Origin of the sequence: Rhizobium sp. J15, from assembly GCF_002531825.1 — a bacterium.
In the GTDB taxonomy this organism is placed as follows: Bacteria; Pseudomonadota; Alphaproteobacteria; order Rhizobiales; family Rhizobiaceae; genus Rhizobium.
Genome location: NZ_NWSX01000006.1, coordinates 155,141 through 168,372 on the forward strand (window position 1 = coordinate 155,141; position 13,232 = coordinate 168,372).

Annotated in this window: 9 protein-coding genes; 6 read left to right on the forward strand and 3 right to left on the reverse strand. The window is 62.4% G+C overall.

Annotated features, from left to right (window positions below; genetic code table 11):
- Positions 1–147: 147 nt before the first annotated feature.
- A complete protein-coding gene (parC, locus tag CO670_RS07225) occupies positions 148–2,403 on the reverse strand; it encodes a DNA topoisomerase IV subunit A (protein ID WP_097589618.1) in 2,256 nt (751 codons plus the stop codon).
- Positions 2,404–2,637: 234 nt separating this feature from the next.
- On the opposite strand from parC, the gene CO670_RS07230 reads away from it, so the two are divergent.
- Entirely contained in the window at positions 2,638–3,825 is a 1,188-nt protein-coding gene (locus CO670_RS07230; protein ID WP_097589619.1) for a hypothetical protein, read from the forward strand.
- An 87-nt stretch (positions 3,826–3,912) separates the two neighbouring features.
- Here the strand turns inward: CO670_RS07230 and CO670_RS07235 are convergent, their stop codons facing one another.
- Positions 3,913–4,554 (reverse strand): TetR/AcrR family transcriptional regulator, encoded by a 642-nt coding sequence (locus CO670_RS07235; protein ID WP_097589620.1) that lies wholly within the window; start codon positions 4,552–4,554, stop codon positions 3,913–3,915.
- Between the two features lie 66 nt (positions 4,555–4,620).
- On the opposite strand from CO670_RS07235, the gene CO670_RS07240 reads away from it, so the two are divergent.
- Positions 4,621–5,790: a serine hydrolase domain-containing protein gene (locus CO670_RS07240; protein ID WP_097589621.1), complete on the forward strand. Its 1,170-nt coding sequence runs from the start codon at positions 4,621–4,623 to the stop codon at positions 5,788–5,790.
- Between the two features lie 67 nt (positions 5,791–5,857).
- Here CO670_RS07240 and aspS read toward each other — a convergent pair whose 3' ends face one another.
- Positions 5,858–7,648, reverse strand: a complete 1,791-nt coding sequence (gene aspS, locus CO670_RS07245) for an aspartate--tRNA ligase (RefSeq protein ID WP_097589622.1) — start codon at positions 7,646–7,648, stop codon at positions 5,858–5,860.
- Between the two features lie 250 nt (positions 7,649–7,898).
- On the opposite strand from aspS, the gene CO670_RS07250 reads away from it, so the two are divergent.
- The 4 genes from CO670_RS07250 to CO670_RS07265 all read left to right on the forward strand — a co-directional run bounded on the left by CO670_RS07250 (position 7,899) and on the right by CO670_RS07265 (position 13,167).
- Entirely contained in the window at positions 7,899–9,290 is a 1,392-nt protein-coding gene (locus CO670_RS07250; protein WP_097589623.1) for a multicopper oxidase family protein, read from the forward strand.
- A gap of 129 nt (positions 9,291–9,419) precedes the next feature.
- Positions 9,420–10,565 (forward strand): ribonuclease D, encoded by a 1,146-nt coding sequence (gene rnd, locus CO670_RS07255; protein WP_097589624.1) that lies wholly within the window; start codon positions 9,420–9,422, stop codon positions 10,563–10,565.
- A 76-nt stretch (positions 10,566–10,641) separates the two neighbouring features.
- Positions 10,642–11,703, forward strand: coding sequence for an adenylate/guanylate cyclase domain-containing protein (locus CO670_RS07260; RefSeq protein ID WP_097589625.1), 1,062 nt, complete (start codon positions 10,642–10,644; stop codon positions 11,701–11,703).
- A 105-nt stretch (positions 11,704–11,808) separates the two neighbouring features.
- Positions 11,809–13,167, forward strand: coding sequence for an esterase-like activity of phytase family protein (locus CO670_RS07265; protein ID WP_097589626.1), 1,359 nt, complete (start codon positions 11,809–11,811; stop codon positions 13,165–13,167).
- Positions 13,168–13,232: the final 65 nt, after the last annotated feature.

A 13,232-nucleotide genomic window follows, 5' to 3' on the forward strand; every position in this document is an offset into this window, starting at 1 on the left:
CACGGAACCGGCCTTCTCTTATTTTTGATAACAGGAGTGAGATAGAGAAGTTCCCACGCCCGCCAAGAGCGGAGCGCGGAATTTACTTATGGGTCAAATCAAGGCGTTACGACGCACCTGCCTGTGAGGCGCGCCGCGCTGCAAGGCTCAGCCGGCGAACTTGCCGCTGCGCGGGAAGCCCTTCGGCACGGTGCGTCCGGCGGTGGCGCGATCGCCCAGCCATTCGGCAAGCTCGTCCTTGTTCTTCGTGAACGTGCGGCCGGCGCTGTCTTCCCAGACGAGGCCATCCGAGATCGCGAAGCAGCGGACGTCGGAAATGCCGCCATCCTTGTAACGCTGCAAGCGCACACCCTTGCCGCGCGACATTTCCGGCACCTGCACCAGCGGGAAGACCAGCAGCTTGCGGTTTTCGCCGACGACGGCGATATGGTCGCCGGTGACGGGCACGAGCAATTGTGTTTCCTCGGGCAGCGCGACGTTCATGATCTGCTTGCCCTTGCGGGTGTTGGCGACGAGCTCAGCCTCCGGAACGACGAAGCCGTTGCCGGCAGTCGAAACGATCAGCTGCTTGCGCGAGGGATCGTGGACGAAAGCGGTCAGCACTGCCTGGTCGTTATCCATATCTACCATGATGCGCAGCGGCTCGCCGTGACCGCGGCCGCCCGGCAGCTTGTCGCCGCCAAGCGTGAAGGCCTTGCCGCCCGTCGTGACGATCAGGATCTTGTCCGTCGTCTGCGCCGGGAAGGCCACCTTCAAGCCGTCACCTTCCTTGAAGGTCAGCGTCGCCGTATCGGCAATATGGCCCTTTAGTGCGCGGATCCAGCCCTTTTCGGAAATGACGACGGTGATCGGTTCCTTCTCGATCATCGCCTGCTGGATCGCTTCCTCGTCGGTTTCGGGCGCGTCGGCGAACTGGGTGCGGCGGCGGCCGACCTCGGTCGCCTTGGCGAATTTCTTCTTCACCTCGCCGATTTCCCAGGCGACCGTCTGCCACTGCTTGTCGTCGGAGGCGAGCAGCGCCTCGATCTCGCTTTTTTCCTTGGTGAGTTCGTCGAACTCCTTGCGGATCTCGAATTCTTCCAGCTTGCGCAGGGCGCGCAGCCGCATGTTGAGGATCGCCTCGACCTGATTGTCGGTCAGGTCCCATCGCGCCATCATGACGGGCTTCGGCTCGTCTTCCTCGCGGATGATCCGGATCACCTCATCGATGTTGAGGTAGGCGATCAACAGGCCGCCGAGGATTTCGAGGCGCTTGTCGATGGCCGCCAGGCGGAAGCGCGAACGGCGCTGCAGGACTTCGCGACGGTGGTCCAGCCACTCCTTCAGCACCTCGTTCAGCGCCATGACCCTGGGGATGCGGCCCATGGACAGGACGTTCATGTTCAGCGGGAAGCGGCTTTCGAGCTCCGTCAGCTTGAACATCGATTCCATCAGGATCGTCGGATCGACGCTGCGGCTCTTCGGCACCAGGACGATACGGATATCCTCGGCCGATTCGTCGCGGATGTCTTCGAGCAGCGGCAGCTTGCGGGCAATCAACAGCTCGGCGATCTTCTCGATCAGCCGCGACTTCTGCACCTGGAAGGGAATTTCGGTGACGACGATCTGGTAGCCGCCGCGGCCGAGATCCTCGGTCTGCCATTTCGCCCGCACGCGGAAACCGCCGCGGCCGGTACGGTAGCTCTCGATGATGCTGTCGCGGCTGTCGATGATGATGCCGCCGGTCGGGAAATCCGGGCCGGGAATGAACTCGACGAGCTTCTCGACGGTCGCGTCGGGATGCTTGATCAGGTGCAGGGCGGCGTCGCAAAGCTCGTGGGCATTGTGCGAGGGGATCGAGGTCGCCATGCCGACGGCGATACCGGAAGAGCCGTTGGCGAGCAGGTTCGGGAAGGCGCCGGGAAGGACGACCGGCTCGGAATTCGATTCGTCGTAGGTGTCGCGGAAATCGACGGCATCCTGATCGATGCCTTCGAGCAGCAGTTCCGAGACCGCCGTCATCTTCGATTCGGTGTAACGCATGGCGGCAGGGCTGTCGCCGTCGATATTGCCGAAATTGCCCTGGCCGTTGACCAGCGTGTAGCGCTGCGAGAAATCCTGGGCGAGACGGGCAAGCGCGTCGTAGATCGACTGGTCGCCGTGCGGATGGTAGTTACCCATCACTTCGCCGACGATCTTGGCGCATTTCCTGAAGGCCGAGGTCGGCCGCAGCCCCATCTCGTTCATCGCATAGACGATGCGGCGATGAACGGGCTTCAGCCCGTCGCGCACGTCAGGCAGGGCGCGATGCATGATGGTCGATAGCGCGTAGGCGAGATAGCGCTGCTCAAGCGCCGCCTTGAGGTCGACCGGTTGAATGTTGTCGTCGTCTCCGCCCGAAGGCGGCAAAATCTCTTGTCCCATGGGCCTTGACTAGCTCAGAAGAGCCCGGGGGGCAAGGAATCCAGCCTATTGCAGCTGTGGATGAAGTCTTCCGGCCGACATCAAAGGATGAGACAAGCTGTTCGTCGCAATTTCGATTTCGTTTGCCCTTCCCTTCAACAAAAAATTAGTGGGCTGCAATATAAAGCCGGCCTAATCCGTAGTAGCGTAACTGCAGATTTCCAAACCGCCACACGCCACCAGAGGAATCACCCCATGAACTTTTACCGGACAACGCGGCTGATGCTGTCGAGCGCAGCCTTTTTCTCGCTCGCCGGCTCGGCTTTCGCTCTCGACGGCGCCGACTTGCTGAAGAAGCTCAATGCCGCCTATGCCGAACAGGGCGGAACGATTTCGGCTGACGGCGTCGACATCGACGGCACGACCGTGATTTTGAAGAATGTCAGCGTCAAGCCGACCGGCGGCGAGAGCCTCGCCATCGGCGAAGTCACCCTTTCCGGCGTGGAAGAAGACGAAGACGGCGGTTATTACATCGAAGAAGCCGCCTTCCCCGACATCAATACGACGAAGGAAGGCGTCACGGTGACGGCGCAGGAGCTGACGCTCGGCGGCATCTCGGTCCCGGCAACGCCGGGCGGTGACTCGCTCGACACCATGATGCTCTACGAAAACGCCCATACCGGTCCGCTGAAGGTGGTCAAGGATGGTGCGGAAGTCTTCTCCGTGCTCGAAAGCGACATGAATCTGACGCTGCGCGAAGACGAATCCGGCTTCGATTTCGACGGCGCCTTCAAAAGCATGAAGGCCGATCTCAGCAAGGCCGAGGACCCGCAGAGCAAGGATGCGATCGAGAAGCTCGCCCTGCAGCACGTTCAGGGCGACATCACCATGAAGGGCGCCTGGGAACTCGCGCCGGGCACGATCGACATTTCGGAATTCGCTCTGGACTTCAACAACATCGGCAAGCTCAATCTCGGCTTCAAGATCTCCGGCTACACGATGGCTTTCGTGAAGTCGCTGCAGGATGCGATGAAGGAGTCCGAGGCCAATCCGAACAAGGAGCAGGCGCAGCAGGCGCTCGGTCTCGCCATGCTCGGCTTGATGCAGCAGCTCTCCTTCGAGGGCGCACAGGTGCGCTTCGAAGATGCCTCGATCACCAAGCGCGCGCTCGATTATGCCGGCGCGCAGCAGAACATTTCCGGCCAGCAGATGGCGGATTCGCTGAAGGCGATGACGCCGATCATGCTGGCGCAATTCAATGTGCCGGAGCTGCAGAACGCCGTATCGGCGGCCGTCAACACCTTCCTCGACGACCCGAAGAGCCTGACGGTGAAGGCCGCGCCTGAAAAGCCGGTGCCGTTCCCGACGATCGTCGGCGCTGCCATGGGCGCTCCGAACACGCTGCCGCAGGTGCTCGGCGTCAAGGTTTCGGCGAACGACTGATCGGCTGTTTCATTCTTGAAGGGCCTGGCAGCGTGTGACTGACCCCAGCAGCTGGTGTCAGTCACGACCGTCAGGCCCTTTTCGTTTTCAGGCACGATGGCGGGCGACCTCGGCGATGGCGAGGTCTGCTATATCGAGCAACTCTTCATGGGATGCGCCGTCCCTCGCCTGCACCGACATTCCCTGGACGATAGCGGCGAGGAATCGCGCCAGCGCGCGGGCATTGGTCCCGGCCTTGATATCGCCCTCGCGCATGCCGCGCTCGATCCTTGCTGCAAAGGCACTCAGCGACTGGCGGCGCAGCGCCGCAACATGATCGGCAACGGCGTCGTTCTCGGTGGCGCAGTTCAGTACCGCCGTCGAAATCATGCAGCCCTTCGGATGTTCCGGCGCGGAAAAGATTGCAGCCGACCCTCGCAAAATATGCTCGAAGGCGGAGACGGTGTCGATCGGTTCCCCAAGCGCTGAAAAAGTGTTCGCGCCAAGCCCTCGGTATTGCTGCAGCGCCTCGCGATAGAGATCGGCTTTCGAATTGAAGGCGGCATAAAGGCTTTGCGGCGTGATGCCCATGGCGGCCGTGAGATCGGCGATCGAGGCGCCCTCATATCCGTGCGCCCAGAAGGTTTCGCGGGCGGCGGACAGAACCGTCTCGCGGTCGAAAGCCGGCGGGCGGCCGCGGCGGCGGGCGGGAGGGTTTTTCACGTCGGCACTATTTTTCACAATGATCACTCTAGAAATTCGAGGCAGCTTGCTATATTCAGGAACGGTCATTGTGATTATAGAAGGTTTAATCTGATGAGTCTTCCCCTCGAAAAGGCAGAGGCCAACCGGCGTTCATCCCTCGGCGCGGCTGTTGACGCGGTAATCACCAATGCGCTCGACGAAAAGCGGCTTGTCGGAGCGGTGGTGCTGGTCGCCCGCGACGGAGAGATCGTCCACCGCCGCGCCGGCGGTCTTGCCGATCGCGAGAAGGGTCTGGCGATGCGCGAGGACACCATCTTCAGGCTTGCCTCCATCACCAAGCCGATCGTCACCATCGCCGCGATGCGGCTCGTCGAGGAAGGCAGGATCGGGCTCGACGACGCCGTGACGCGATGGCTGCCGGATTTCCGGCCGAGGCTGGCTGACGGCAGCGACGCAACCATTCGCATCCGCCATTTGCTGACCCATACGTCAGGGCTCGGCTACGGCTTCTCCGAAGAGGACGGCGGTCCCTATATCAGCGCCGGCATTTCAGACGGCCTTGACGAACCGGGACTGCCGCTCGCCGAAAATCTCAGGCGGATCGCCAGCGTGCCGCTGCGTTTCGCGCCGGGCAGCGACTGGCAATATTCCCTTGCCATGGACGTTCTCGGCGGCATCGTCGAAGCGGAAACCGGCATGCCGTTGGGCGAAAGCGTTGCCGAACTGGTGACGGGGCCACTTGGGCTTACCGACACCGCTTTTTCCGTCCGTGACCGAAGCCGGCTTGCGGCCGCCTATATGAATGCTTCGCCGGAGCCGGCGCTCATGGGCGAGAATGCCGTGGTGATGTCGCTGATGGGTCCCATCCGGTTTGCGCCGAACCGTATCTTCGATCCCGCCTCCTATCATTCAGGCGGCGCCGGCATGGCGGGAACGGCGGCTGACGTGCTGACCATCCTCGAAACCATCCGCAAGGGCGGCGCACCGCTGCTCTCGAGCGAAACCGTGCGGATGATGACGACGGACCAGGCCGGCGGCCACCGCCAGCGACACGAGCCCGGTTCCGGCTTCGGCTTCGGCTGGTCCGTTCTCACCGATCCGCTCGAGGCAGGCGTCCCCTTCCCCGCCGGCACTCTGAAATGGGGCGGCGTCTATGGCCATAGCTGGTTCATCGACCCGGTCAACGGATTGACCGTCGTGGCGCTGACGAACACGACGCTGGAAGGCATGTGGGGCAAGTTCACGGTCGATCTCCGCGAAGCGATCTACGCGGAACGGTGAGCGACCGAGACGGCAAAAAGCCCGGCGACAGCATCGCCGGGCTTTTGCATTCACGCTGACAAAACCGTCAGTCCTTTTTGACCGGCGGGATCGGCCGGATTGCGAGTTCGCGCAGCTGCGTCGGCGTTGCCGGGCTCGGCGCGCCCATCAGAAGATCCTGGGCCTGCTGGTTCATCGGGAACAGCGAGATCTCGCGAAGGTTCTTCGCGCCGACGAGCAGCATGATGATGCGGTCGATGCCGAAGGCAGCACCGCCATGCGGCGGGGCGCCGTACTGGAAGGCGCGGTAGAGGCCGCCGAAACGATCCTCGACATCCTGCTGGCTGAGCCCCACCTTCTCGAAGGCAGCGACCATGGTTTCAGGCGACTGGTTACGGATCGAACCGGAAGCGATTTCGAAGCCGTTGCAGACCGCGTCATACTGGAAGGCCTTGATCGTTAGCGGATCCTGGTTCTGCAGCGCATCGAGGCCGCCCTGCGGCATCGAGAACGGGTTGTGTGCGAAGTCGACCTTCTTTTCTTCCTCGCTCCATTCGAAGAAGGGGAAGTCGACGATCCAGCACAATTCGAAGCGGTCGCGATCGACGAGGTTCAGCTCTTCGCCGGCCTTGGTGCGGGCTTCGCCCGCGAACTTGTAGAACTTTTCCGGCTCGCCGGCGACAAAGAAGCAGGCGTCGCCGTCATCGAGGCCGAGCTGGGTACGGATCGCATCGGTGCGCTCCTCGCCGATGTTCTTGGCAAGCGGACCGGCGCCTTCGAGCTTGTCGCCTTCCTTGCGCCAGAAGATGTAGCCGAGACCCGGCTGGCCCTGGCTCTGCGCCCAGGCGTTCATGCGGTCGCAGAAGGCACGCGAGCCGCCTGTCTTGGCCGGGATCGCCCAGACCTGGACCTTCGGGTTGGAGGCGATCATGCCGGCGAAGACCTTGAAGCCGGAGCCGGCGAAATGCTCGGTCACCGCTTCCATGACGATCGGGTTGCGCAGATCCGGTTTGTCCGAACCATATTTGCGGATCGCCTCGTCATAGGGGATGCGCGGCCATTCCTTGGTGACCGGCTTGCCTTCGGCGAACTCCTCGAACACGCGGGTCATCAGCGGGCCCATCGTGTTCCAGACGTCTTCCTGGGTCACGAAGCTCATTTCGAGGTCGAGCTGATAGAATTCACCCGGCAGGCGGTCGGCGCGCGGGTCTTCGTCGCGGAAGCACGGCGCGATCTGGAAGTAGCGGTCGAAGCCTGCGACCATCAGCAGCTGCTTGTACTGCTGCGGCGCCTGCGGCAGCGCGTAGAAGGTGCCGGGATGGATGCGGCTCGGCACGAGGAAGTCGCGCGCGCCTTCCGGCGAGGAGGCCGTCAGGATCGGCGTCGTATATTCGGTGAAGCCGGCCGTGCCCATTTCGCGGCGCATCGCCGAGATCACCTGGGTGCGCTTGACGATATTCTTGTGCAGGGTCTCGCGGCGCAGGTCGAGGAATCGGTACTTCAGCCGGACATCTTCCGGGTAGTCCGGCTCGCCGAAAACAGGCAGCGGCAGCTCCTTGGCGGCGGAGAGAACTTCGATCTCCTGCGCATAGAGTTCGATCTCGCCGGTCGCCATCGTCTTGTTGACGGTCTCTTCGGTGCGGGCCTTGACCAGGCCGTCGATGCGGATGACCCATTCGCCACGCACGGTCTCGGCCAGCTTGAAGGCCGGGCTGTCGGGATCGGCAACGACCTGGGTGATGCCGTAGTGGTCGCGAAGGTCGATGAAGAGAACGCCGCCATGGTCGCGAACGCGGTGGACCCAGCCGGCGATGCGGACGGTCGAGCCGACATCCGTCTTGCGGAGGGCGGCGCATGTGTGGCTGCGGTAGCGATGCATGATCTCAAATCCTGGCATGTGGTGAGACGGCTGCAAGGGCTCAAAGACCCTCAAGCGCCGACAAGAAAATCGGGCGGAAAAGCGCATGGACGGTCCGATTTGTCAAGGCTTGGCGCGCGCAGCCGGGTGTTTGGCACGGGTTTATGGCGAGGCTGCGGCGTCAACGCTGCGGCAGTTTGGCCCGCGCCTTCCATATTGATGAAAATGCCGGTCAACTTTAAAAGGACGCATTCTCATCTTGGAGCGCCCCATGCCTCTGCTGACCCGCCGCAACCTGCTGAAGGCATCCGCCGTTGCGGGCGCCTATGGCGCCGGTATCGGCATTGCCGGTAAATTCGGGCTTGCCGAGGCAGCGCCGGAGCCGCAGGTGCTGACGGCGTTGAAGACCGAGGCGATGCTGACCGCGGCGGGACCGACCCGCGATATCATGAGTTGGGGCCAGGACGGCATGCCGCCCACTCTCAGAATGACGAGGGGACGGCCCTATGCGGCGCGGCTGATCAACAAGCTCGACGAACCGACGACGGTCCATTGGCATGGGCTTCGCATCGACAACGGCATGGACGGCGTACCCTTCATGACCCAGCCCTACGTCTATACCGGCGACAGCTTCGACTATGCCTTCACGCCGCCCGACGCCGGCACCTTCTGGTATCATCCGCATTGCAATACGCTGACGCAGATGGGGCACGGCATGACCGGCGTCATCGTCGTTGAGGATCCGGCCGATCCGGCGTTCGACGCGGAGGTGGTGTTGAATCTACGTGACTGGCGGCTTGGCGGCGACGGCCAGTTCATCGCCCCCTTCCGACCGCGTGACGCCGCCAAGACCGGCACCTACGGCACGGTGCGCACCGCCAACTGGCACCGGGAGCCGCAATATGACGCGCCGGCCGGCGGGCTGGTGCGGCTGCGCATCGCCGTCACCGACGTGACGCGCATCTTCTCACTGAAGATGGAAGGCGCCGATGCGACTGTTATCGCGATCGATGGCAATCCGGTGCCGAAGCGCTTCGCGCTCGACCTGCTGCAGATCGGGCCGGGGCAGCGGCTCGATCTGGCCGTGCGCATGCCTGACGGCGAAGGCGCCGTCGCGACGCTCGAGGATATTCGCGGCACGACGCCGAAGACGATCGCCAGCCTGCGCGCCATCGGACAGTCGCTGAAGCGCAATGTCGGCGATCTTGCTCTGCTTGCCGAAAATCCCGTGCCGAGGGCCGATCTTTCCGCCGCCGAGCAGATCCCGCTGGTTCTGAGCGCCACGGCGGAGAATGCCGCCGTCGAGAGTATCTGCGGCACGCTCGGCTACAGCTTCTGGGCAATCAACAAGGTGCCGTGGCCGGGCGATACGCCGGATCCGACCGCTCCGCTTGCGGAATTGAAGCTCGGCAAGAGCTATGCCTTCAATCTGGAGAACACCACGCCGCATGCGCATCCGATCCATCTGCACGGAATGAGCTTCACGGTGATCTCCTCCTCGACGCGGGCCGTGATGCCGCTGGTCTCGGATACCTACCTCATCCAGCCGGACGAGAAGGTCCAGCTCGCCTTCGTCGCCGACAATCCCGGCGACTGGCTGCTGCATTGCCATATCATCGAGCACCAGAAGACGGGCATGACGAGCTATCTCAGAGTGAGCTGAGGTTCGGTTTGCCACAGTTTGGACGTGATTCTTAGCCAGCAGTGCGGGAAGCTTATGCTGTTGTATTGACATATCGAACCGAAAGGAGAAGGAAGGTTCAACCGACCTTTTCCTTGCGAATGAAATGATATGATCGAAACCACCGCCGATTTGGCGGCCGCCTGCAAAGAGCTGGCCAAGTCCGACTTCATTACCATCGACACCGAATTCCTGCGCGAAACGACCTTCTGGCCGGAGCTCTGCCTGATCCAGATGGCGAGCCCGACGATGGAAGTTCTCGTCGATCCGCTGGCCAAGGGCATCGATCTCGCCCCCTTTTTCGAGCTGATGGCCGATACGAAGGTGCTGAAGGTCTTTCATGCCGCGCGGCAGGACATCGAAATCATCTTCAATCGCGGCAACCTCATTCCGCACCCGATCTTCGACACGCAGGTCGCGGCCATGGTCTGCGGCTTCGGTGACAGCGTCTCCTACGACCAGCTGGTGAGCCGCATCAAGAACGTCCATATCGACAAGTCGTCGCGCTTCACCGACTGGAGCCGCCGGCCGCTCTCCGACAAGCAGCTGGAATATGCGCTGGCCGACGTCACCCACCTGCGCGACGTCTACCTGTCGCTGAGCGCGCAGCTCGACCGCGAAGGCCGAACGTCGTGGCTTCGCGAGGAGATGGACATTCTCGAATCGCGCGAAACCTACGACATGCATCCCGACGATGCCTGGCAGCGGCTGAAGATGCGGTTGCGCAAACCGCAGGAACTGGCGGTCCTGAAATTTGTCGCCGCCTGGCGTGAGCGTGAGGCGCGCGCCCGCAACGTGCCGCGTTCGCGCGTGCTGAAGGATGATGCGATCTACGAGGTCGCCCAGCAGCAGCCGAAGGACGCCGAGGCACTCGGCCGCCTGCGCACCATTCCCAAAGGCTGGGAGCGCTCGGCCGCCGGCGCCGCGGTCGTCGAAGCCGTCAATGCGGCGCTCGCTCTTCCGAAGACCGAGATGCCGCATGTGCCGCGCCAGACGCAGGCGCCCGAGGGGGCTGCTGCCGCAGTCGAGCTCTTGAAAGTGCTCCTGAAGCTGATCTCGGAGAAACACGGCGTCGCGCCGAAGGTGATCGCCAACAGCGAGGACCTCGACAAGATCGCCGCCGACGGCGAGAAGGCCGATGTCGCCGCCCTGCACGGCTGGCGACGCGATCTCTTCGGCGAGCCGGCGCTGCAGCTCATCCAGGGCCAGATCGGATTGCGGTTCGCCGGCCGGAAGGTCGAAACCGTCAGCCTCTGAAACCAAATCGAATTCGCTTGACGCTTTTTTCCCAGCTGAAACAATGACCGGGAAAACTTCAGGACGAAGAGTCGGCATGCGGGAAATATCTCCGACGCAGAACTGGATCTTGATTGCGCTGGTGCTGGCTGCCAGCGGCGTCGTCTACGATCTGATGTTCTACTCCAATCAGACGCCCGTCATCGGAGCGATCTTCGCGCTGTTCATCGGCATGCCGATCCTCGCTTTCGAGCGCAAGGTGCTGTTTCGCACGCTTTACAGGCGCATCCAGAGGCTGCCGACTTTCGTTTTCATCATCACCGAGCTGGTGATCTACGAAATCCTGATGAGCATCGGCTTTGCCTGCGCCGGCCTGCTGCTCTGGGCGCTCGGCGTGTTGAAGCCGCCGTCTCTCCTCGATCTCGTCATCATGCCGTTGGAGATCTTCCTCTATGCGCTTGCCGTCTGCTCGGCGCTGATCTTTATCCTGCGTGTGCGCGAGTTGCTCGGCCGCGAAGTATTCATCAGCATGCTCATCAGCCGCTATCGCAATCCGCGCAAGGAAGAACGTGTCTTCCTGTTCATCGACCTCGTCGATTCGACGGCTTTTGCGGAGAAGCATGGCGATCTCCGGGCGCAGCAGCTGCTGAGCTCGCTGTTTGCGACCTTCGCCGAGCCCGTCCGGCGCCACAAGGGCATGATCAACGACTATGTCGGCGATGCCGCGATCATCACCTGGCCGCTTGCCCGCGGCATCAAGGATGCGCGCTGCGTTCGCTGCATCTTCGATATCCTTGCCGATATCGAGGCCAATGCCGCCGGCTGGCGGAAGAGCTACGGGCAGGTGCCGAAGCTTCGCGCCGCTCTTCACGGCGGCGAGATCATTACCGCGGAAGTCGGCGTCGATCACCACAAGATCAGCTATTTCGGCGATACGGTGAACACCACCGCCCGGCTGGAGACGCTCTGCCGCAGCCTGAACAGGCACGTGCTGATCTCTGCAGAGCTCGCGGGACGCATGACGTTTCCCGACGAGATTTCCTGCGAGGATCTCGGCATCCATGCCGTCAAGGGACGCGGCCAGGCGCTTGGCGTCATGGCGCTTTCCTCGCGCGCGGTGACCGTGCTGAACACGCCCGCGGTCATTCTGCACGGCTGAGCAACGGGCCTGGCCTCACGTCACCAAAGCTTCATTCAACCGTCAATTCGCTGACACGGAAGCCCTGTTAAGCGGAGGCATTGGCATCCGTTCCCAGGGGATATTATGAAGAAGGTCCTTTTTGCTTCCGTATCGCTTTTCATTCTGATTGCCGGCCCCGCTTCGGCCGACCAGCAGGAATTTCCGGCCAAGCTCGCCGGCCAGGCGATCCTGCCTGCCAACACCATGGTCCCGGCTCCGGCCGACGCTCCTGAGTTCCTCAAGCATTCTGGCAAGTTCACGACGGCGGACCGCAAGCGCACCGAGGCGCTCGCCACCGTTCCCGGCAAGGACGGCGCCCGCGTCACCGACCTGAAGCTTCCCTTCGACGGCCAGCCGATCCAGGGCTTCTCGGGCGTCAAGACGATGACCGACGGCACTTTCTGGACGCTCTCGGACAACGGTTTCGGCTCGAAAGCCAACTCTTCGGACTCCATGCTGTTTCTGCACCAGATGAAGTTCGACTGGACGGCCAACAAGGCCGAGGTCGTCAAGAACCTCTTCCTTTCCGACCCCAACAAGATCGCGCCCTTCCCGATCGTCCTCGAAGGCACGGATACGCGTTACCTCACAGGCGCCGACTTCGACATCGAATCGATCCAGCCGGTTGCCGACGGCTTCTGGCTCGGCGACGAATTCGGTCCCTACATCCTGAAGGTCGACACGGAAGGCCGCCTGACCGACGTGATCCCGACCACGCTCGACGGCAAGCCGGTGCTTTCGCCCGACAATCCGCTGATCCAGCTCTCAGGCAATCCGGTCGCAAAGATGCCGGTCTTCAACCTGAAGCGCTCCGGCGGCTTCGAAGGCCTCGCCATGTCGAAGGACGGCTCCAAGCTCTACGGCCTGCTCGAAGGCGCCATCTACAAGGATGACAGCCAGATGGAATCAGCCGACGGCCACACCGCCATCCGCGTCATCGAGTTCGACGTCGCCGCCAAGAAGTGGACCGGCCGCAGCTGGCTCTATCCGCTCGAGGACAAGGGCGTGTCGATCGGCGACTTCAACATGCTCGACGACACCACCGCCCTCGTCATCGAGCGCGACAGCGGCGCCGGCACTGCCGACAAGGCCTGCGCGGACCCGAAGCAGCCGAAGCCGGACTGCTTCGAAGCTCCGGCCGTGCTGAAGCGCGTCTACAAGATCGAGTTCAACGACGCCAATGCCGGCAAGGCCGTCCGCAAGATCGGCTATATCGATCTCCTGAACATCCAGGATCCCGACAACAAGAAGAAGGCCGGAAGCAAGGCCGGCGTCTACGACATGCCGTTCGTGACCATCGAAAACGTCGACCGCGTCGACGCCACCCACATCATCATCGGCAACGACAACAACCTGCCCTTCTCGGCCGGCCGCGCCGTCGACAAGGCCGACAACAACGAATTCAGCCTGCTTGAGGTCGGCGCGTTTTTGAACGCGAAGTAATCGCGATTCCTGGTACGAAATATGGAGGGCGGCGCGAAGGTTCCGCCCTTTTTTGAGGGCATGCC

Excerpts from the sequence above, each read along its gene's own strand:
- parC (WP_097589618.1), bottom strand. The coding sequence starts at position 2,403 with ATGGGACAAGAGATTTTGCCGCCTTCGGGCGGAGACGACGACAACATT.
- CO670_RS07230 (WP_097589619.1), top strand. The coding sequence starts at position 2,638 with ATGAACTTTTACCGGACAACGCGGCTGATGCTGTCGAGCGCAGCCTTT.
- CO670_RS07240 (WP_097589621.1), top strand. The coding sequence starts at position 4,621 with ATGAGTCTTCCCCTCGAAAAGGCAGAGGCCAACCGGCGTTCATCCCTC.
- aspS (WP_097589622.1), bottom strand. The coding sequence starts at position 7,648 with ATGCATCGCTACCGCAGCCACACATGCGCCGCCCTCCGCAAGACGGAT.
- CO670_RS07250 (WP_097589623.1), top strand. The coding sequence starts at position 7,899 with ATGCCTCTGCTGACCCGCCGCAACCTGCTGAAGGCATCCGCCGTTGCG.
- rnd (WP_097589624.1), top strand. The coding sequence starts at position 9,420 with ATGATCGAAACCACCGCCGATTTGGCGGCCGCCTGCAAAGAGCTGGCC.
- CO670_RS07260 (WP_097589625.1), top strand. The coding sequence starts at position 10,642 with ATGCGGGAAATATCTCCGACGCAGAACTGGATCTTGATTGCGCTGGTG.
- CO670_RS07265 (WP_097589626.1), top strand. The coding sequence starts at position 11,809 with ATGAAGAAGGTCCTTTTTGCTTCCGTATCGCTTTTCATTCTGATTGCC.